24 protein-coding genes are annotated in these 18,231 nt (G+C 43.7%); 19 read left to right on the top strand and 5 right to left on the bottom strand.

Annotated features, from left to right (window positions below):
* Window positions 1-55: 55 nt before the first annotated feature.
* Window positions 56-1,729 (bottom strand): PhoX family protein, encoded by a 1,674-nt coding sequence (locus EIZ39_RS20550; protein WP_129202351.1) that lies wholly within the window; start codon window positions 1,727-1,729, stop codon window positions 56-58.
* Between the two features lie 200 nt (window positions 1,730-1,929).
* Here EIZ39_RS20550 and EIZ39_RS20545 point away from each other — a divergent pair, with 200 nt between their 5' ends.
* From EIZ39_RS20545 to EIZ39_RS20485, 13 genes are all read left to right on the top strand, one after another.
* Complete coding sequence (locus EIZ39_RS20545) at window positions 1,930-2,232, top strand: DUF6916 family protein (RefSeq protein ID WP_129202349.1); 303 nt, start codon at window positions 1,930-1,932, stop codon at window positions 2,230-2,232.
* A gap of 42 nt (window positions 2,233-2,274) precedes the next feature.
* A complete protein-coding gene (locus EIZ39_RS20540) occupies window positions 2,275-2,793 on the top strand; it encodes a phage tail protein (protein WP_129202347.1) in 519 nt (172 codons plus the stop codon).
* 20 nt (window positions 2,794-2,813) lie between these two features.
* Window positions 2,814-3,308 (top strand): phage tail protein, encoded by a 495-nt coding sequence (locus tag EIZ39_RS20535; protein WP_205668605.1) that lies wholly within the window; start codon window positions 2,814-2,816, stop codon window positions 3,306-3,308.
* A 19-nt stretch (window positions 3,309-3,327) separates the two neighbouring features.
* Window positions 3,328-3,852, top strand: coding sequence for a phage tail protein (locus EIZ39_RS20530; protein WP_129202597.1), 525 nt, complete (start codon window positions 3,328-3,330; stop codon window positions 3,850-3,852).
* Between the two features lie 191 nt (window positions 3,853-4,043).
* Entirely contained in the window at window positions 4,044-5,444 is a 1,401-nt protein-coding gene (gene kamA, locus EIZ39_RS20525; RefSeq protein WP_129202343.1) for a lysine 2,3-aminomutase, read from the top strand.
* Between the two features lie 18 nt (window positions 5,445-5,462).
* Window positions 5,463-5,726, top strand: a complete 264-nt coding sequence (locus EIZ39_RS20520; protein ID WP_129202341.1) for a YokU family protein — start codon at window positions 5,463-5,465, stop codon at window positions 5,724-5,726.
* A 316-nt stretch (window positions 5,727-6,042) separates the two neighbouring features.
* Window positions 6,043-6,897, top strand: a complete 855-nt coding sequence (ablB, locus tag EIZ39_RS20515; RefSeq protein ID WP_129202339.1) for a putative beta-lysine N-acetyltransferase — start codon at window positions 6,043-6,045, stop codon at window positions 6,895-6,897.
* A 2-nt stretch (window positions 6,898-6,899) separates the two neighbouring features.
* A complete protein-coding gene (locus EIZ39_RS20510) occupies window positions 6,900-7,595 on the top strand; it encodes an AzlC family ABC transporter permease (RefSeq protein ID WP_164985210.1) in 696 nt (231 codons plus the stop codon).
* Window positions 7,588-7,899 (top strand): AzlD domain-containing protein, encoded by a 312-nt coding sequence (locus EIZ39_RS20505; RefSeq protein WP_129202335.1) that lies wholly within the window; start codon window positions 7,588-7,590, stop codon window positions 7,897-7,899. The genes EIZ39_RS20510 and EIZ39_RS20505 overlap by 8 nt, the downstream gene beginning before the upstream one ends.
* A gap of 528 nt (window positions 7,900-8,427) precedes the next feature.
* Window positions 8,428-9,861 carry a Na+/H+ antiporter NhaC gene (gene nhaC, locus EIZ39_RS20500; RefSeq protein ID WP_255434015.1) on the top strand — a complete coding sequence of 478 codons (1,434 nt, stop codon included), beginning with the start codon at window positions 8,428-8,430 and terminating at the stop codon, window positions 9,859-9,861.
* Window positions 9,862-10,042: 181 nt separating this feature from the next.
* Complete coding sequence (locus tag EIZ39_RS20495) at window positions 10,043-10,765, top strand: amino acid ABC transporter ATP-binding protein (RefSeq protein ID WP_129202333.1); 723 nt, start codon at window positions 10,043-10,045, stop codon at window positions 10,763-10,765.
* A gap of 17 nt (window positions 10,766-10,782) precedes the next feature.
* Window positions 10,783-11,562: an ABC transporter substrate-binding protein gene (locus EIZ39_RS20490; protein ID WP_129202331.1), complete on the top strand. Its 780-nt coding sequence runs from the start codon at window positions 10,783-10,785 to the stop codon at window positions 11,560-11,562.
* Entirely contained in the window at window positions 11,559-12,206 is a 648-nt protein-coding gene (locus tag EIZ39_RS20485; protein WP_129202329.1) for an amino acid ABC transporter permease, read from the top strand. The genes EIZ39_RS20490 and EIZ39_RS20485 overlap by 4 nt, the downstream gene beginning before the upstream one ends.
* Before the next feature lie 51 nt (window positions 12,207-12,257).
* On the opposite strand, the gene EIZ39_RS20480 is transcribed toward EIZ39_RS20485, so the two are convergent.
* On the bottom strand, window positions 12,258-12,707 hold the full coding sequence (locus EIZ39_RS20480; protein ID WP_129202327.1) for a pyridoxamine 5'-phosphate oxidase family protein: 450 nt from the start codon (window positions 12,705-12,707) through the stop codon (window positions 12,258-12,260).
* A gap of 135 nt (window positions 12,708-12,842) precedes the next feature.
* Here EIZ39_RS20480 and EIZ39_RS20475 point away from each other — a divergent pair, with 135 nt between their 5' ends.
* The 3 genes from EIZ39_RS20475 to EIZ39_RS26810 all read left to right on the top strand — a co-directional run bounded on the left by EIZ39_RS20475 (window position 12,843) and on the right by EIZ39_RS26810 (window position 14,157).
* Complete coding sequence (locus EIZ39_RS20475) at window positions 12,843-13,148, top strand: hypothetical protein (RefSeq protein WP_129202325.1); 306 nt, start codon at window positions 12,843-12,845, stop codon at window positions 13,146-13,148.
* A gap of 325 nt (window positions 13,149-13,473) precedes the next feature.
* Window positions 13,474-13,923, top strand: a complete 450-nt coding sequence (locus EIZ39_RS20470) for a MarR family winged helix-turn-helix transcriptional regulator (RefSeq protein WP_129202323.1) — start codon at window positions 13,474-13,476, stop codon at window positions 13,921-13,923.
* Between the two features lie 87 nt (window positions 13,924-14,010).
* Complete coding sequence (locus tag EIZ39_RS26810) at window positions 14,011-14,157, top strand: hypothetical protein (protein ID WP_164985209.1); 147 nt, start codon at window positions 14,011-14,013, stop codon at window positions 14,155-14,157.
* Window positions 14,158-14,376: 219 nt separating this feature from the next.
* Here the strand turns inward: EIZ39_RS26810 and EIZ39_RS20465 are convergent, their stop codons facing one another.
* Window positions 14,377-15,996 carry an ATP-binding protein gene (locus EIZ39_RS20465; protein ID WP_129202321.1) on the bottom strand — a complete coding sequence of 540 codons (1,620 nt, stop codon included), beginning with the start codon at window positions 15,994-15,996 and terminating at the stop codon, window positions 14,377-14,379.
* A 140-nt stretch (window positions 15,997-16,136) separates the two neighbouring features.
* On the opposite strand from EIZ39_RS20465, the gene EIZ39_RS20460 reads away from it, so the two are divergent.
* A complete protein-coding gene (locus tag EIZ39_RS20460; protein ID WP_129202319.1) occupies window positions 16,137-16,316 on the top strand; it encodes a hypothetical protein in 180 nt (59 codons plus the stop codon).
* Between the two features lie 44 nt (window positions 16,317-16,360).
* Here the strand turns inward: EIZ39_RS20460 and EIZ39_RS26805 are convergent, their stop codons facing one another.
* Entirely contained in the window at window positions 16,361-16,498 is a 138-nt protein-coding gene (locus EIZ39_RS26805) for a hypothetical protein (RefSeq protein WP_164985208.1), read from the bottom strand.
* 196 nt (window positions 16,499-16,694) lie between these two features.
* Here EIZ39_RS26805 and EIZ39_RS20455 point away from each other — a divergent pair, with 196 nt between their 5' ends.
* The gene (locus EIZ39_RS20455) at window positions 16,695-17,270 is read left to right on the top strand and encodes an SCO family protein (RefSeq protein ID WP_129202317.1); all 576 of its coding nucleotides are present in this window, start codon (window positions 16,695-16,697) and stop codon (window positions 17,268-17,270) included.
* A 329-nt stretch (window positions 17,271-17,599) separates the two neighbouring features.
* On the opposite strand, the gene EIZ39_RS20450 is transcribed toward EIZ39_RS20455, so the two are convergent.
* Window positions 17,600-17,866, bottom strand: coding sequence for a hypothetical protein (locus EIZ39_RS20450; RefSeq protein ID WP_129202315.1), 267 nt, complete (start codon window positions 17,864-17,866; stop codon window positions 17,600-17,602).
* A gap of 165 nt (window positions 17,867-18,031) precedes the next feature.
* Between EIZ39_RS20450 and EIZ39_RS26795 the strand changes: the two genes are divergently transcribed.
* On the top strand, window positions 18,032-18,172 hold the full coding sequence (locus tag EIZ39_RS26795; protein WP_164985206.1) for a hypothetical protein: 141 nt from the start codon (window positions 18,032-18,034) through the stop codon (window positions 18,170-18,172).
* The last annotated feature ends 59 nt before the right edge of the window (window positions 18,173-18,231 follow it).

Here is an 18,231-nt window from a genome sequence, read left to right as displayed (position 1 = left end):
TGTGATAGTAAAAGCCATTTCTCAACAAGAGAGAAATGGCTTTTATCATGCTTGCTTAAAATCCTCGTAACGCGACCAATGCGGGACGAGGCATGTTGTCGCCCATCCGATGCGGCCACATACTTGTAGGTTGAGAGGTGCTTTTGGAGAGCTCACCAGGATGCTGAATCGTCAAAAATAAAGTCTGTTCATTCGGAGAAAAGGTTAAGCCATTTAACTCAGCTTCGACAGGCGCTGAAGCGAATTGAGTGCCGGTATAAAGATTTTCCTTTTTGTTGGTGATGACAAATAATCCATTATTTTTAAAGCTGGCATGCATCCCTTTATTTAATCTGTCAGAAGGGATCGTTGTCGTAATCCAAAGGTTTCCTTTGCTATCAAAAACGAGATTGCTAGGAGAGCTAAAACCAGCTTGTTTTCCACCTGTAACGATTTGCTCGAACTCAAACTCGCGGGCTCCTAAGTCGGCATTTTTCTCAACCAGCATCGCAATCTGACCATGGAGATTACCATGATCAAAGTTGTGAGCATGTGCAATAAAAATCGATCGATCCTTAGGATGGATCGTTACATCGATAAGACGATCTGTGGCTGTGGCTCCAAGAAGGAGTGCAGCCTCATGGGCGTAGATAAGGATGTCGGCTTGTTCATTAAATTGTTGAATGAGCTCTGTTCTCGTTTTACCAATGGAGGCTGGAGGAGTATACTGATGATCGTTTAGAACCTTTTTAACATCTTCAATCGTTAACTCGATCCATTTGCCTTCTTCTAGATTAGCTGCTAGTAACGTTCCGTCCGTCAAAAGCTCTTTATTATCCTTGCCTCTTGACTTATCGTATTTTCCTTTACTAATAAACTTAAATAGACAAGAATGAGCGGTATCGTCACCCATGTACACCACGATTCGTTGGTCTTTGGTTAAATCCATGGCGGCGAAGCTATGGTGAATTCGACCCAGAGCGGTATGCTTAACAGGTTCGGCTTGAAGATTAAAAGGATCGATCTCGACGATCCAGCCGTAATGCGTTGCATCGAATCCATTAGCCTGGCAGGTAGCCTCTATATTTTTTTCACAGGACAATACCGTATTCCACAAGGTTTTGCCACCAGCCCCACCGGCAAACGTCCCTTGAACACGACTGCCCCCATGAACCCCTCTTGCTCCTCTAGCGGGTCCTGTGAGTTGAAAAGCGTCCAAACCCGTAATACGCCTAGCATAAGGAGAGGTTTTATCCATTTTCCAAGCTCCCTCTTGATTGCGGTATACTTCAATGATGGAACCACCTTGGTTATAAAGTAACTTATTTTTTTGTTCAAGTGAATAATGGCCAAATTCTTTTTGGCCCTCTACCCAAAGGGAGTTTGTTGATTCATGACTTACCCAGAGAAGGCCATGGTTCGAGGAACCTTCGATAGGAAAAAAACATGTATAACCATTGTTAAACCCGTATGTATCTCCATTGCTATTGATCACGTCACCATAGGCAGCCACAACATCGAATTGTATGGATTGGGGTACGACCAATTGATCTTGATTCGTTGCTAGAATAGAATGGAAAGAACTGGATAATTTACTAGTCTGATGTTTAAAGAGGTTTTCGGGAAGAGTATAAGCGTTTGCCCTTTCTATTGAAAGCCCAAAACTCCCGGGTGATAGGGCTAAGCTTGCAGCTCCGGCGCCAAGATAAGTTAAGAATTTCCTTCTTGAGACCTGTTTGTTCTCCTTCATTATGAACTCACTCCTTAAAAGATTTCAGAAGCCGTATTCTAGCAAAAAGAGTTACGAAATAATCCAATTTGGTTTATTATAGGATTATTATGAAAATATTTAATATGCAAAAACCTCGTTTTTAGTTAGTACCATTCTACCATAATATGAAAATAGTGGGACTAGGAAATAGATAAATAACAATTGAAGGGGGAAGATGTATGTTAAATTTTATCCCACTCGAAAAGTTCCAAAAGTCGGTTGGATCGACCTATTATTTAGAATTAGATGATACTGCTGTTGAGATGATACTTCATGACGTGAGAATCGCATCCATAGATTCAATCTATGAGAGCTTTTCTTTGCTTTTTTCAGGACCTCTAGAAGTGTTTTTGCCACAACAGCTTTACTCTTTTCAACATCCGGAACTCGGTGTTGTTGAACTATTTATTGTCCCGGTTGAAAAAAAAGAAGATCAATATGAATATGAAGCCGTGTTTAATCGACTGATCGAGCAGAACTAGGCTTTGGGCTCATAAAACAATTCATGATAGTGGAGGTTCCTTATGGTTGAACCGTATGTTGGAGAAATACGTATGTTTGCTGGGAATTTTGCACCTGCAGGGTGGATGTTTTGTCATGGTCAGTTACTGTCTATTTGGGAAAATGACATGTTATTTTCGCTCATAGGAACAATCTACGGGGGGGATGGAGTAAATACGTTTGCTTTACCAGATCTTCGAGGACGAGCACCGGTTCATATGGGGCAGCTATCAGCTGGGAATAAGTATATTCTTGGAGAAATGGGCGGCGTGGAGAAAGTAACCTTGACTGTGAACCAGATCCCCGCTCATCACCATATTCCCCAAGCTTCCACACTTGAAGCTACGACAAGTAGCCCTCAACATGCAGTCTGGGCAAAATCGAACCTACAACCTTACGGTAATCATGTTAACCCGAATGCTAGGATGGCTAATGAATGTTTAGGAAGAACAGGTGGAAACCAACCTCATAACAATTTGATGCCGTACTTAGCGATAAATTACATCATTTCATTATTCGGAATCTTTCCGAGTCAGACTTAAAAATTGAAAAGGAGGACATTATGGAACCTTTCATAGGGGAAATTCGGATCTTTTCATTTCATTTTGCACCAAAGGGCTGGGCGCAATGTAATGGTCAGCTGATGCCGATTAACCAAAATCAAGCCTTGTTTGCTTTATTAGGGGTCACTTATGGCGGGGATGGTAGAACGACTTTTGGCTTACCTGACCTTCGCGGTCGTGTACCCGTACATACAAGCACCAATCTTTATCTTGGTGAACGTGGCGGTTCTGAATATCACACGCTAAACATGAGTGAAATGCCCAGTCATACCCATAGTGTGGCCGCTAGTTCTATGTTGGCTACTTCGAGGAATCCTGAAGGGCTTATTTGGGCCAATACAGATGTGGAAGCCTATGGAACAAATAGTCTCATAGGTTTGCACCCAAGTGCGATTACTTCAGTTGGCGGTGGTCATCCTCATGAGAATCGTCAGCCTTATAGGGTCGTTAACTATTGTATAGCGATACAAGGGATTTTTCCAAGTTACAATTAGAAGCTAGGGGGTAATGATGATGTCGGATGCATTTCTTGCTGAAATACGCATATTTGCCGGGAATTTTCCACCGAAGGGTTGGGCGTTCTGTAATGGACAAATCCTTCCACTGGCTCAGAACACGGCTCTTTTTTCATTATTAGGGACCATGTACGGAGGAGATGGAAAAACAACCTTTGCCTTGCCAAATTTGCAGGGACGTGTTCCTATTGGAGCTGGCCAAGGGCAGGGATTATCAGCATATGATTTGGGTAAACAGGGAGGAGAAGCAACGGTCGCCCTTACGATTTCGGAAATGCCAGAGCATTCTCATCAAGTGCGAGTGGGGGATAAAACGGATACAAACTCGGATCCAACAGGCAGGGTCTGGACAGAAGTAAAGGGGCGAAATGGCAGGGATGCCTACGGTTCTGGTGCCCATGTTCCTATGAATGGAAGTGCTATCCGTTCTACGGGGAATAGTATTCCGCATAACAATCGTCAACCCTACTTGGGGTTGAATTTTATTATTGCCTTGCAAGGGACTTTTTCACCGCGTAGTTAAGTTTAATTGAATAATGTAAGCTAGTGCCGAAAATATGGCTGCAAAAGATTCTAAACATTGCCGTATATTTTGCGCCAAAGGCGAAAAAAGAGGGGGAAACCCCTCTTTTTTACTGTTTTAAAGGGAAAATACCGTTGGCACGATCCTTGCGTTAATAATAGGCAACAAGATAACGTAAGGGGGAAATATACATGAGTCTATTGGAAAAAGATTTAAAAGCGGGTAAGCAAGCACCTGGTACACGTCGTCATTTCCGTGAGGTTGAGCTTTGGAAGGATGTTACGGATGAGCAATGGAATGACTGGCTGTGGCAGTTAACGAATACGATCCGTACACTAGACGACTTGAAGAAGGTTGTGAACCTGACACCTGAGGAAGAAGAAGGGGTGCGCATCTCGACCCAGACAATTCCATTAAATATTACACCTTACTATGCTTCTCTTATGAATCCAGATGATCCACGCTGTCCGATCCGTTTGCAGTCCGTACCTTTGTCTGCAGAAATCCTTAAAACGAAATACGACTTAGAAGATCCTCTTCACGAAGATGAAGATTCTCCGGTTCCAGGGTTGACTCACCGTTATCCTGACCGTGTCTTGTTCCTTGTCACCAACCAATGCTCGATGTACTGCCGTTACTGTACTCGCCGTCGCTTCTCTGGCCAGGTGGGAATGGGTGTACCGAAGAAGCAATTGGATGCAGCGATCGAATATATCCGCAATACGCCAGAAATTCGCGACGTTTTGATCTCTGGTGGAGACGGGCTACTCATTAACGATACCATTTTAGAATATATATTAAAGAACCTTCGTGCGATCCCGCATGTGGAAATCATCCGCATCGGAACTCGTGCACCGGTGGTATTCCCGCAACGTATTACAGAAGATCTGTGCAACATTTTGAAGAAGTATCATCCGATTTGGTTGAATACTCACTTTAATCACTCTTTAGAGCTAACCGAAGAAGCGAAGAAGGCCTGCGATATGCTTTCCTTTGCCGGAGTACCGATTGGTAACCAAGCGGTTATCCTAGCTGGAATTAATGACAGCGTTCATATCATGAAGAAATTAATGCATGACCTGGTAAAAGCTCGCGTAAGACCTTACTACATCTACCAATGTGACTTGTCTGAAGGAATCGGACACTTCCGTGCGCCAGTAGCGAAGGGATTAGAAATCATTGAAGGATTGCGCGGTCATACATCCGGCTATGCCGTACCAACGTTTGTTGTCGATGCACCAGGCGGTGGTGGAAAGATTGCTTTATCACCAAACTACTTAATCTCTCAAAGTGCGGAAAAAGTCGTATTGCGTAACTTTGAAGGAGTGATCACTTCCTATCCAGAGCCAAAGAACTACGTAGCTGGACGTGCAGATGAGTACTTTAATGAGGCTTTCGGTATTACAGAGAGACCGGAATCGGTGGGAATCTCCGCGTTGCTCAATGATGAGAAGTTCAACTTGGTGCCAGAAGGACTGCGCCGTATGAATAAGCGTGAAGCTTATAAAGAGGCAGAAGATCACGCTTCCTTGAAGGACCGTCGCGATAAGCGTGATGAAATGAAGGCGAAATTAATTAAAGCAAAATCTTAATTCAAGGAGGTGGCAACAATGGAATGTCTTTGGTGTGAAAAACCAACCGCTCAAGAATCCCTGAAGGATTGCTACTGGGTGATGCCAGACGGAAGGAGATCGGTGCAGATCCTGCAGGTGCCGGCTCTCTCCTGCCCCTCCTGTGGATCTTACTTGGCCGATGCGGTGAATCAAAAAGTGGAAGATGCTTTGTATATGAGTGACCTATCAGAGTATCCAGACCAATTTACGTATGATGAATTGTTGAAGGCTCCATTGAAGAATATATTTTCTTTGAAATAGGTGGCGGAGGGGTGTTGGGGAGTAGTTAACAGGAGGAATTCCGGTTATTTTTAAGAATAGGGGAATTTGGGCGAAAATAGCAGGGGAAATTTCCTTTATTTGCTCAAAATGAGGCTAGAAGTAGGCTGCTACCTCTAATAGCCGGAAAAACTCCCCTTATCTTCCTCCTTTTTGGGGTGAAAGGTGAAATAACAGGAAAAACTCCGGTTATTTCTGTTAGACCAACTGCCCCCCTTAAATCGTGAACGTAAAAATAACCGGAGACTCTCCGGTTATTTTTTCCTGTTAGAATAGAGAAGAGGAGGGATTTTGGGTCATGCTAGAGATACCGTATGTAAGCCGAACAGAGACAGGACCGGATTTTACCATGGAGGTTTATTTGGATTTTGCCAATGAGAGATTACGGGTGGATGATTTTCGTGGGAGCGCTCTCTCGGCGGCGGATCGGGTTCGTGAATTGGCGAAAGAGCATAGCTGCTCGAAGGTGTTTATTAAGACACGCTGGGAGGATGTCGGGGCTCTGCTCTCTCGCGGGTATATGATCGAAGGGGTATTTAAAGGCTACTTTAATGGCAGTGATGCTTACAGTTTGGCCTTGTATTTTACGGATGAACGTCGGACGAGTGAGTACTGGATGGAAGAAGATGAGATTTTGCACCAAGTAGGGCAGATGGATTCAGCCTCGAAGATTCCTGTGCTTCCAGACGGTTATTCTATTCGATTAGCAGAAAAAATGGATGCCAAAAAACTGGCGGATTTGTATCGAATCGTTTTTCCGATCTATCCAACACCAATGGATCAGCCGGATTATGTTCAGAAGATGATGGAAGAAGGTACGGTTTTTCAAGTGATTGAGTGCGGGGGACAAATTGTAGCGGCTGCCTCCGCGGAGATCAACTCGGCGTATAACAATGCGGAAATGACGGACTGCGCGACGTTGCCGGAACACCGAAAGCATGGGTTGATGAAGATCCTCATCCACGCGTTGGAGGAAGAGTTGATCAGCAGGCATATTTACTGTCATTATTCTTTGGCACGGGCTCTGTCGTTTGGGATGAATGCGGTGTTTCATCAACTGGGGTATGAGTATACGGGAAGATTAACGAAGAACTGCAACATCTTTGACAAACTGGAGGATATGAATCTGTGGGTTAAGCCTATCGGAAGATGAAGATGGAAGCTACGACTCTTGCGGAGAAAAGAGAACGACCCTTTATACAAGGGATGTGGGATACGTTCCCGATTGTAGCCAGTGGATTTTTCGATGGGATCGTCTATGCGGTGATTGCCCGGCAAATGGGGTTGTCTTGGACCGAAACGGTAGCTTTATCGATGATGGTGAACGGGGCGTCCTCTCAATTTGCAGCGCTTGGTCTGATTAAACAAGGGATTTTCGGCTGGCCGGTCATCCTGTCCACGTTGCTGATTAATGCGAGACATATTATTTATGGTTTGTCTCTTGGGCCCTATCTGAAAGGGCAAAGCAAAGGGAAATTGTGGGTTGGATCGGTCAGTCTTTCTGATGAAACGTATGGGGTGAACATTCACCGGTTCAGTCGGCATGGCGGGGATGCCAATTATTTTCTAGGCTCGGCCACGATGGACTACTCGTTATGGCAATTCAGTGTCATGACGGGAGCTACGATCGGGCACTTTACTTTTGATACTCAGGCCATTGGGCTTGATTTTGCCTTCTTGGCCACCTTCATCGGTCTTCTAATGCTGCAACTTACGACTCGAACGAAATGGGGCTGCCTGGTCTTGGTTGGAATCGTTAGTACCGTGGCTCAATACCAATGGGGGCCGATAGCAGCGGTGTTCTTCGGGACGTTTACGGCGATTGTGTATGGGGGATGGTTAGATGAGTAGCGAATTTTTCTGGATGATACTAGGAATGGGGTTAGTCACTTACCTCACTCGCGCCCCTTTTTTACTCTTCGGAGCTCGCTCTGGCCTTTCGCCCCGCATCCATCGCGCTCTATCCTATGCTCCATTGGGAGTGTTTGCTTCGCTTGCCATTCCCCCTTTGTTAATCCCTGAGTCAGGTCAAACGTGGGATCCGGCTTATCTTTTTGGAGCAGCAGGTGCTGCCTTCATGGGTTGGAAGACCCGTCAGCCTTTCTGGGCGATGGTTGGGGGAGTGGTTGTAGTAGCGGGTTGGAGGTTGTTATAAGTACAGCTAGTTGGGTAGGATATTACGAATCCAAGCCAGCCTAAGGAAATGGCAAGATATACGGGAAGTGGGCTGCAGGGTTTATACCCCTTACAGGGTATTCTAGAAGACATTTACTAGCTAAAGTCTACTTATGGTGTACAGGGAATTCTAACTGGAATGATTAACGGTAAAAACTTCGTCTATTTCGAGAAAACATAGTTTTTTCGATGAAATAGGAGGAGAATTTACCGTTATTTTCTTTTGAAACAAATTGGAAACGTTTTCATTAAGAGATGGCGGAAACTTATTCCCTTATTTGAACCAGTTTGACCTCAAAACTGAAAATAACGGTAAAAAGTCCCGTTAACGCGGCGCATTGGGGCAGTAAGTTTTTTGGCAGCCAAAAAGATTGGCATGCAAAAGTTTTTGCTTAAAATGGAAGATTCTATGCCACTAAATGGGTGTTAAGGTGATTTTTGGGGTTGGCATCATTTTTGCAAATAGTTTAATTGAAAATACTGAATCTTATCATAAGGGGGAATTTGATTGGACAACTCGAAAAAGAAAGAAATCTCGTTTGGCTTAGCCATAGTTCCACTATTGGCCATGATTATGGGGATGGCCATCACGATTGTCGTGTTTGAGGGAAGCCCACATGTGCCGTTGATCTTCGGCAGTATCGTCGCTGCGTTTATTGCCTGGCGGGTGGGGTATGTTTGGAAGGATATTGAAGAGGGGATGTACCAGGGAATCCGCTTAGTCCTGCCGGCTATTGTTATTCTTATCACAGTTGGAATGATTATCGGATCTTGGATTGGCGGAGGCATAATCGCTACGATGACGTTTTATGGATTAAAGATCTTATCTCCTACCTATTTCTTGGTAGCGATTACATTGATTTGTGCCGTCGTTTCTCTAGCGATAGGAAGTTCCTGGTCGACGATGGGAACCATAGGTGTAGCGGGAATGGGGATCGGAATCAGTATGGGAATTCCGGCTCCGATGGTGGCGGGAGCGGTCATTTCTGGTGCGTACTTCGGAGATAAGATGTCGCCTCTTTCAGATACGACTCTCTTAGCAGCTGGACTCTCTGGTTCGGACTTATTTGATCATATCAAGCACATGCTGTATACTACGATTCCTGGTTTGCTCATTGCTTTAGGCGCATTCTGGTACATGGGAAGACAATTCTCCTCCGATTCGGTCACCGCAGGTGACGTAGAGAGTGTTCTTCAAACGCTACAGGAAAACTTCACGATTTCGCCTTGGCTGCTTCTTGTTCCGGTCATCGTAATTGTGATGGTAGGGAGAAAGGTGCCGGCATTGCCTGCCCTGATCGCGGGTGTAATCATGGGAGTACTGGCTCATATCTTTGTGCAGGGTGGAGTCACGGCTGATGCCATCACCACATTGCAAGGCGGCTACAGTATTGAATCCGGAAATGAGATGGTAGATAGTCTGCTTAATCGCGGCGGCATCGATAATATTATGTATACCATTTCTCTCGTTCTCGTTTCAGCTGTATTTGCTGGAATTCTTGAGAATACGGGAATGCTAGAGTCTATCGTGCGTAAGATTCTAAGTCTTGTTAGATCAGAAAAGGGACTTGTCTCTTCTACTGTGGGAACCTCCTTCTTTACCAATATTGTTTCAGCAGATCAATATCTCTCTATCATTGTGCCTTCTCGTATGTATGCCAAGGCCTATCAAGACCGCAACCTTCATCCGAAGAACTTATCACGTGCCCTTGAGGACGGTGGAACCATCACCTCGGTATTCGTACCCTGGAACACCTGTGGTGTATTTATAGCGGGAACGCTCTCTGTTTCAACCCTAGAATATGCTCCTTACGCGATTCTTAACTTTGCTGTTCCTATTATCTCTATTATTTTTGCTTGGATTGGTTTTAGCATTGTCAAGCTAACGCCGAATCAACAGCAGAAGAATAAAGGGAATGTCCAAATGGAAGATGCGGTGTAGCTGTAAATAATGTAGAAAGACTCATCCAATGGATGGGTCTTTTTTTATACACGGTGTATAAAGTTTCTTGACCATTTTACTTAATTTTGTAGAATAGTAACCAATTGTTAAACATATTATGATTTGAAATATGCAAAACAGTTCCAAAAAAATAAAAAAAGCTAGAAGGGGGGAGATTCGTATGATTAAGGTGAGGAGCCTTGTCAAGTCTTTTGGAGACCTTACGGTTCTCCACGGGGTTGATCTGGAAGTGAAGGAAAAGGAGGTCGTCGTCCTTCTCGGAGCGAGTGGTTCTGGAAAAAGTACTTTACTACGTTGCCTCAATTTTTTAGAGATGCCTAATGCGGGCGAGATTTGGCTTAGAGGGGAATCGATCGATCCGGCCAAAACGAACTTAAACAAAGTGCGGGAAGAGGTAGGGATGGTGTTTCAACATTTCAATCTGTTTCCACACCGGACCGTCTTGGAGAATGTGATTGAGGCTCCGCAATACGTCAAAAAGATGACCAAGGAGCAGGCACTAAAGGTCGCTTACCCTCTTTTAGAAAAGGTGGGTCTAAAAGATAAGGCGGATGTCTATCCGGACATGCTTTCTGGGGGGCAAAAGCAAAGAGTGGCGATTGCTCGAGCACTTGCGATGTCGCCGAAGATCATGCTCTTCGATGAACCGACGTCTGCGCTTGATCCCGAGTTGGTTGGTGAAGTTCTTCAAGTGATGAAGCAACTGGCCAAGGAAGGCATGACGATGATTGTCGTCACACACGAGATGGGATTCGCTCGTGAGGTTGCGGATCGTGTGATCTTTATGGGAGACGGACAGATTCTAGAAGAAGCGTCACCGGAGGAATTCTTCCGTCAGCCCAAGAATGATCGAGCGAAGCAGTTTTTAAGCAATATTTTATAAAAGGGGGATACATAAAGATGAAAAAGAAATGGTTTGCAGGGATTTTATCTACCGTGCTTTTAGGATCGTTGGTGTTATCAGGTTGTGGTTCTTCTGAAAAAACGAATTCATCCGATCCATCCCAACAAGAGTTTCAGTATGCGATGAGCGGGTTGTATAAGCCCTTTAATTTTAAAGAGGGTGGAGAGTTGACGGGTTTTGATGTGGAAATTGGGCAAGCACTGGCAGAGAAGATGGGAATGAAGCCTGTTCCCGTAACGAACCCATGGGAAACGTTAATTCAAGGTCTAGTATCCAATAAGTATCATGCCATCATCGGAAGTATGACGGTAACGGAAGAGCGTTTGAAAACCGTGAACTTCACGAATCCATATTACCGCTCTGGAGCTCAAATTTTTGTAAGCGAGACCAATCAAGATCTGAAGAGTGCAGATGATCTAAAAGGCAAGACAATCGGGGTTGTAAAGGCCAGTACCTACAAGGATCTTGCTGTGACATATACGGATAAAATTGTAGAGTACGATAGTGATTTAACAGCTTTAATGGATCTTCCTACCGGTCGCCTTGACGCCGTCATCACAGATCAGATGGTAGGGTTCCGTGTGATTAAGGAAGGGGCAGTTAAAATTAAGGACGTTGGCGAGCCACTTACTCACGATGATCAAGCAATCGCAGTTCGTAAAGAAGATGAAGAGCTCTTGAAAAAACTCAACCAGGCTTTAGATGAAATCGTCAAGGATGGCACCTACGACCAAATTAGTGAAAAGTGGTTTGGTCGCAGCATCTTGGGTCAATGATCGATATCCTTCTCTCGACCTACCCTGTTTTCTTTAAAGCGGCATGGCTCACGATACAACTTACTCTTACGTCTCTTGTGATCGGAAGCGTCATCGGCCTGGTGTTTGCGTTTTTCCGAATTTCAGAGAATAAGATCTTAAACGGGATCGCTCATGCCTATATTGCGGTGATTCGGGGAACACCGCTGATTGTCCAAATTGCTATCCTTTATTTTGGGATTGCGTCCGTGGTGACGCTCTCCCAATTCTGGGCAGGGGCTTTAGCCCTGGCCATTCATAATGGAGCTTATATCGCTGAAATCTTCCGAGGCACCATTCAGTCCATTGATCGCGGGCAAATGGAAGCGGCACGCTCACTGGGGATGTCGTATCCCCTGGCGATGAGAAGAGTCGTCTTGCCGCAAGCGTTCCGACGCTCCATTCCACCACTGGGAAATCAGTTTATCATTGGATTGAAGGATTCCTCCTTGGTCGCCTATGTGGGGATGGCCGAATTATGGGGAACCGGCTTAAGTGAAGCCGCCTCCAACTTCCAGCAGTTGAACACGTACTTGGTTGTTGGGTTATATTATCTCGTATTGGTCTTAATCTTCACGTACCTCGTCAATCGCTTGGAATTGCGGTTAAGCGGGAAAAAGCGCTAAATGGAAAAAGGGTCAGATCTGCTCCTGTCAGATCTGACCCTTTTCTTTATATTACTTCATTAGAAGCGCGTACACTTCTTCGTCTAGCTTTTTCGCTTTTTCCAAGTCATAAGTTTTTTCATAAAGAGGCTCTTGTACGATTTTGGCACCCCAGAACATGCTGTTGAAGATGTTTTCTACTTTAAGCTCAATCTTCGCGAGTCGCATTGCGATTCCTTCCATCTTCTCTTCGATGATGTTGCACTCCCCAATGACGGAGTAAACACTCTCCAGTCCGATAAGAGCAAGTGTCACGCGCGGATTCGATTTTAGGTTATCCACGATTCTAGAATTGCTAGAAATAGAGAAACGGATAGAATTCTCATCATACATTTTCACCCAAGAGATGGCGGAAACGCTAGGGGTGTTCGTCTCGGCATCTACGGTAGAGAGGAATACCAATTTTTCTCCCTGTAAGTATGCTTGTAGGTCGTTTAAAGTAATCTGTTGTTCTTGTGCCATAAGTGTTGCCTCCTTTAAGAGATTGGAAATAAAAAGAATGGTACTTGCACCTCGTTCTATTATATAATCATTTAATTCAAGATGCAGTTAAACAGTATACATTTTTTTGAAAAAAATGAAGGAGAGTACATAGACATGAAAAAAGAGTTGGAAGAAAAGATCGTCAGTCAGTACCAACGAGATGAAGGTATGATGATTCTCGTCTTTGCTCAATGGTGTGTCAATCAGGGTCTTGACCCACAGGAAGTCTATAAAAAAGCTTACCCACACCAAGTGGCCAACCCGATGCTAAGCCAGATGGTCGAGTTAACCGTACCGAAGGAAGAGGCAGGGGAGATCCCTGATCAAACGGTGTTGAATGTGCTGTCGATGTTTGGGAATGAAGAGCTGGCATTTGTGGTTTCGCAGGAGATGGAGAGGTTGAAGAAGGAGCAAGGGTGAAGTGAAGGGGCCTTAGTGGGAGAATATTTCACTGCGGCCCCGTTTCTTGTAGTAGTGGGAAAATGTCCACTTATTTATTAAAATGAGCTTGAGGAGAACACCGTAGATGGAAAAACTCCCACTAATGGTTCGAAACAGCTCTTAGATATTCCTTTTTCCTATTATAGTTGGAGAAATTCCATTTACTTTACCTTTTTTCAGCCTAGGTCTCATGACCTACCAATGTCTAGGGACTCATTTGCAGCTCCAAAGTTGACAAACAACTAGATGTTCTATACAATAAATGCATAATGCAACAGTTGGTAAATAGTAGGTGGTGAATGAAATGGAACGTGATGAGATTGAAGAGCTTCGTCTAACCGTACAGAAGTTTATTCGCCTATTTGGACTGCTTAACCAAAATGTAACCCCATGTGGATATCAGTTATCGCCATCCCAAGTATTTTGCCTACAGGAACTAGAACACAGGACTTTGACCGTTGGGGATCTAGCTGAGCTGCTTTTACTAGAGAAAAGCACCGTAAGCCGGTTAGTGGATGGAATGGTTAAGGGTGGATTTGTTTCAAGAGAGTTGAATGAGGGCAATCGCCGGGAAGTCCTTGTTTCCCTGACGGAGAAAGGTCACAAGACATTGAACCGAGTGAGGGAACAATCGATTGAATTTTATGAAGCCTTGCTAGAACCCTTAAGCCAAGGGGAGCAACAGCAAGTGTATCAAGGTTTTAAGCTCATGACGGAGTCTTTATCTGAAGTAAGAAATATACAGAAGAAATAGTTGATAGGGGCCTATCAACTTTTCTTAACACAAATACATGTGTTATACATATGTTGATTAATACACCTTACGAAAGGAGGTGATACGATGTTGAAAAAAGTTGCTGCTACTACGTTTATTCTTGCCTTAGCAGTGGGTACGATGGTATTTGCGGAGTCGAATGCCAATCCATCCTGCCCTGTTGTAAAAGAAGAATGCCAGCAAATGATGGCGTCTTGTCCTATGATGAAGTAAGACAATGACGTTCACCTGAAGGAAAAGGTAGAGAGACGAATGGGTTTCTCTACCTTTTCCATTGCGGACATGAGGTTCGTTAAATAGGTAAAAACAGCTTGGATGGAGAGGAAGTGGACATGAGTTCCTTTATTGTTAATAAATAGGGCTCTTTTCCTCTGTTTTTTAGCCATTAGCGGATTCAGTGTCCGACTAAACCCCATTTTAAGGCTTTTGGGGTTAAATAACGGATTCTATGTCCTCTAAATCAAATGAGGAGTTCATCGGCAACACAATTTCTATTCTTGTCCCCTTGCCTACTTCACTATCAATAAAGAGTTGCCCATGGTGGCTTTCAATAATCTTTTTACTAACCATCAAGCCAAGTCCTGTTCCATTCTCCTTCGTTGTATAGAAGGGTTCACTAATCCTAGAGATGGTGGATGGAGACATGCCCTGGCCTTCATCTATGAGGACAATAGACACTTTCTCTGACTCTATTCTTTCTACTATCACCTGAATATTCCCACCCGAAGGCATGGCTTCTAGACTATTCTTCAAGATATTAATGAAGACTTGTTTCAGTTGATTTTCATCACATTCAATCCATAAAGGCGAATCATCTTGTATAAACTGAATCGTCGTGTTATGCATGATGGCCTGGGTCTGAAATAAATTGCAGGTTTCACTAAGTATTTTTTCCAAATTGCTTCGGCGAAACAGGACAGACTGAGGCTTGGCCAATAAAAGAAACTCGCTTACGATAAAATTAATCCTGTCCAATTCGGAAATCATAAGTTCAGCATAAGGAGCCTTGATGTCAGAATGAAAGAACTGTACAAAGCCCCGAAGGGTCGTCAAGGGATTGCGGATCTCATGGGCCACACCGGCAGCTAACTGACCCACGACGGAGAGCTTCTCTGAGTTTCGCATCATTTCTTCTGCTCGCTTAAATTCTGTAATATCACGAAAGTGACAAAAGGTACCCGTTAGGTTGTCATGTTTGTCGTATACCGGCATGATGTCAAAAAGACAAATATGCTTCTCATCAGCTGTATTGGTGAAGGTTAATTCGATGTCTTCGTATTTCGTTCTATTGTTGATACAATCGAGAAAATAAGGGCCAATAGGTTCAATGTTAAACACCGGAAGACCATAGGCTTGCTCAAAGGAGATACCTGTTAATTTTTCTGCAAAAATATTGAAATCCGTGATCTGTCCCTGTGAATCTGTCAGGATAATGCCACTACGGGATGTATCCATCATAAATTGGTTGATGGTGTACAGCTTTTTGTTCTGCTTCAGAAGTAAGAGTTCCCGTTCAATAGAGTCAACAACGGTAGTTAGCAAGGTTAAAATAAAAGGGTTAGCAAAATCAGTCGATGTCATGATCCCTACGCAACCGAGAATTTTTTGATCGTCCATCGAATGAAAAGGAGAACAATAACAAGCCGATTGGGACATAGAATGATAATAGTGATCAGGCCCTACTAAACCTATGGGGATATCGTGGTCAAGGGCTAGATTTACTGCATTTGTTCCATTCACTGGCTCCTGGAATTGAACGCCAATGTGAAAGTTTAGTTGATCCAATGCTTGTTGAATGGTTTCGTCTCCCAAGATGTCTAAGACATATCCCTGATCATCATTAACTAAAAAAACGAGGGGAGTACCCTTCATAGAATCAATGAATTTCTCCGCAAAAGGTCGGATAACCGCTAGAATTTCGGCATATGTTGATCTCCGCTCTCTCAATTCTTCGGCCGACAGCTTGCTTGTAAACTGTGGTATAGGAGTGGGATCGATCCCCATTAACTTACATCTATCTTTTGATTGTTGAACATACAAGGCTTGGTTCATCTGGTCACCTTACAATAGTTAAATATTTATCATTATCATAACACAATCCTAGTTGAACTAAGGTATAAGTTTTCTTAAAGAAAGGTCTAGAGACAATCAACGACATCATAAGTAATAGGGAGGAAAGAAGGGAGGAATTCATGTCAAATACCATTAGAATCAAGCTGAATGGAAAAGAGTTAACGCCCATGGGATCGAAAAGGGAACAGGTCGTTCCTTATGAAATCGAACTTGTATCGAGGAGAGAGGTGAGGGCTCCCGCGCAGGCCTTGTCCTTCGCAGCGGTATGGGTGTTAGCGGAGTGGCTCATGATTGAGTAAGGTGTTGACTGTAGGGGCTGTCGAAGAGACAGCCTCTTCCTTGATTAAACGACACTTCTAAGACTCCATTTAATCGTCTTTTTCCGGATGGTGATACCGAATACCTTATAATAAGTCACAATCGAGCAATAGCCACGCTCAAAATCATAAAGTTTCATCTGTTCCGCGGTAATGAATCTCACTCGTACACCACCTTCGTAAGAATGGAATGGTATAGCTTGTCCTACCAATATTTTACCATAATTATTTCAATGTAAAACAAAGAATATTTAGACAAATGTAGACATGCTCTCTTATCTTATAAATTCGTATTCTAGGAGATCATCGCTTATAATTAAGATATCTGTCATTTTATCTTTAATAGAAGAAGGAGTCGATATGTTCAAGCCAAGATGGTTATTATTCGTTTTGACGTTGTTAGTCATGATCACGGCATGTGGAAAGCCTCAAGTCGGTGACCTGCAGTGGGAAATGCAAGACTTTACCTTTATCAATCAAGATGAGCAGCCTGTCGGACTGTCTGATTTAAAGGGGCAGGTATGGCTGGCAAGCTTTATTTTTACGAATTGCACGACGGTGTGTCCGCCGATGACAGCGAATATGTCGTTAATTCAGCGAGATTTGAAAGAACAAGGGCTGAATGCCCAGCTTGTTTCCTTTAGTGTGGATCCCGAAGTGGACCGTCCAGAAGTGCTGAAGGAGTATGGCGGGAAATTTCAGGCTGATTTCTCTAACTGGCACTTCTTAACGGGATATACCCAAGCGGAAATTGAAAAGTTTGCTCTGGAGAACTTCAAAACCACCGTACAAAAAACGTCAGCATCCGACCAGGTAACCCATGGAACGTCCTTTTACCTCGTGAATCAAGATGGCGTAATCCTTAAGCGATACAGCGGCTCACACGATACCCCTTATGAGGAAATTATCAAGGATATAGCAACTTTGACCAAGTAAGGTTAAATTTGTCGGATCTTCAATAATTGACTGAATTTGACGAACGGAAGTTGTGGAAATCTCTGTCCATTTGTCCTAAAATGATGAATGTGGGAAAAAAAGGCAGGGGTGGGATGGCGAGATGTATTATTGTCTTCACTGCAAAAAGATACATAGTGAAGGAAACACTGGTGTTATCTTCCATTCTGGCTATACTCTAGTGGGAGATAAGAAGGTTCCGTTAGGCATGTGCCAGAAAGAAAAAGAGACGACTAAGTTTATGTCTAGAAAGCTAGCGTTTTCTTATTAGACCAACATATTAAAGAGTAAGGGAATGCTCCCTTACTCTTCTAGACCTTTGCTTTCGCTTTATTCCAAAGCCAAGTAAATAATACTCCCCCAGCAAGCCCCCCGATTACGTTGAACCCTCCTAGAACGAAAAATAGACTTCCTAGTAAGGTGTCACCTAACCAAGCTCCGACCAATGACATGATTAATGAGGCCCACCAACTTCCAAAACCTGTATTACTATCGATCCACTGATCAATTCCCCACCAAGCTAATAAACTTACGATGATCCAGACGAGCCAAAACATCGCAGCATACTTCCCTTCCATATGGATTAGGAGACTCTCATTCTCCTATATCATCATATGAAAAAGGGGGACCCAAGGGTTGGACGAATACCTGATAGCTGGAGATTATTTCATTTGCCCGACGATTCGAACTTTAAGTATAATAGGGACACGAACACAGAACTACTATAAAAGGGAGGGTTTGCAATGAATTACACACCTGTTTATGCTCCACTAACCATGACCTACATCGTCGATCAGGACGAGAGGTACTACCCTTACCTGGACTATGGGATTGAATCACTTCTCATGGTAGCAGACGAAGTTTTATACACTTTCACATATTAAGGATGTTGAGCAGCTCCATTGGGGGCTGCTTTTAGTGCGCTTGGCAGCGCACTATACTT

This window comes from Ammoniphilus sp. CFH 90114, from assembly GCF_004123195.1.
Taxonomy (GTDB): Bacteria; Bacillota; Bacilli; order Aneurinibacillales; family RAOX-1; genus YIM-78166.
This window is presented reverse-complemented; position numbering and strand designations above follow the sequence as displayed.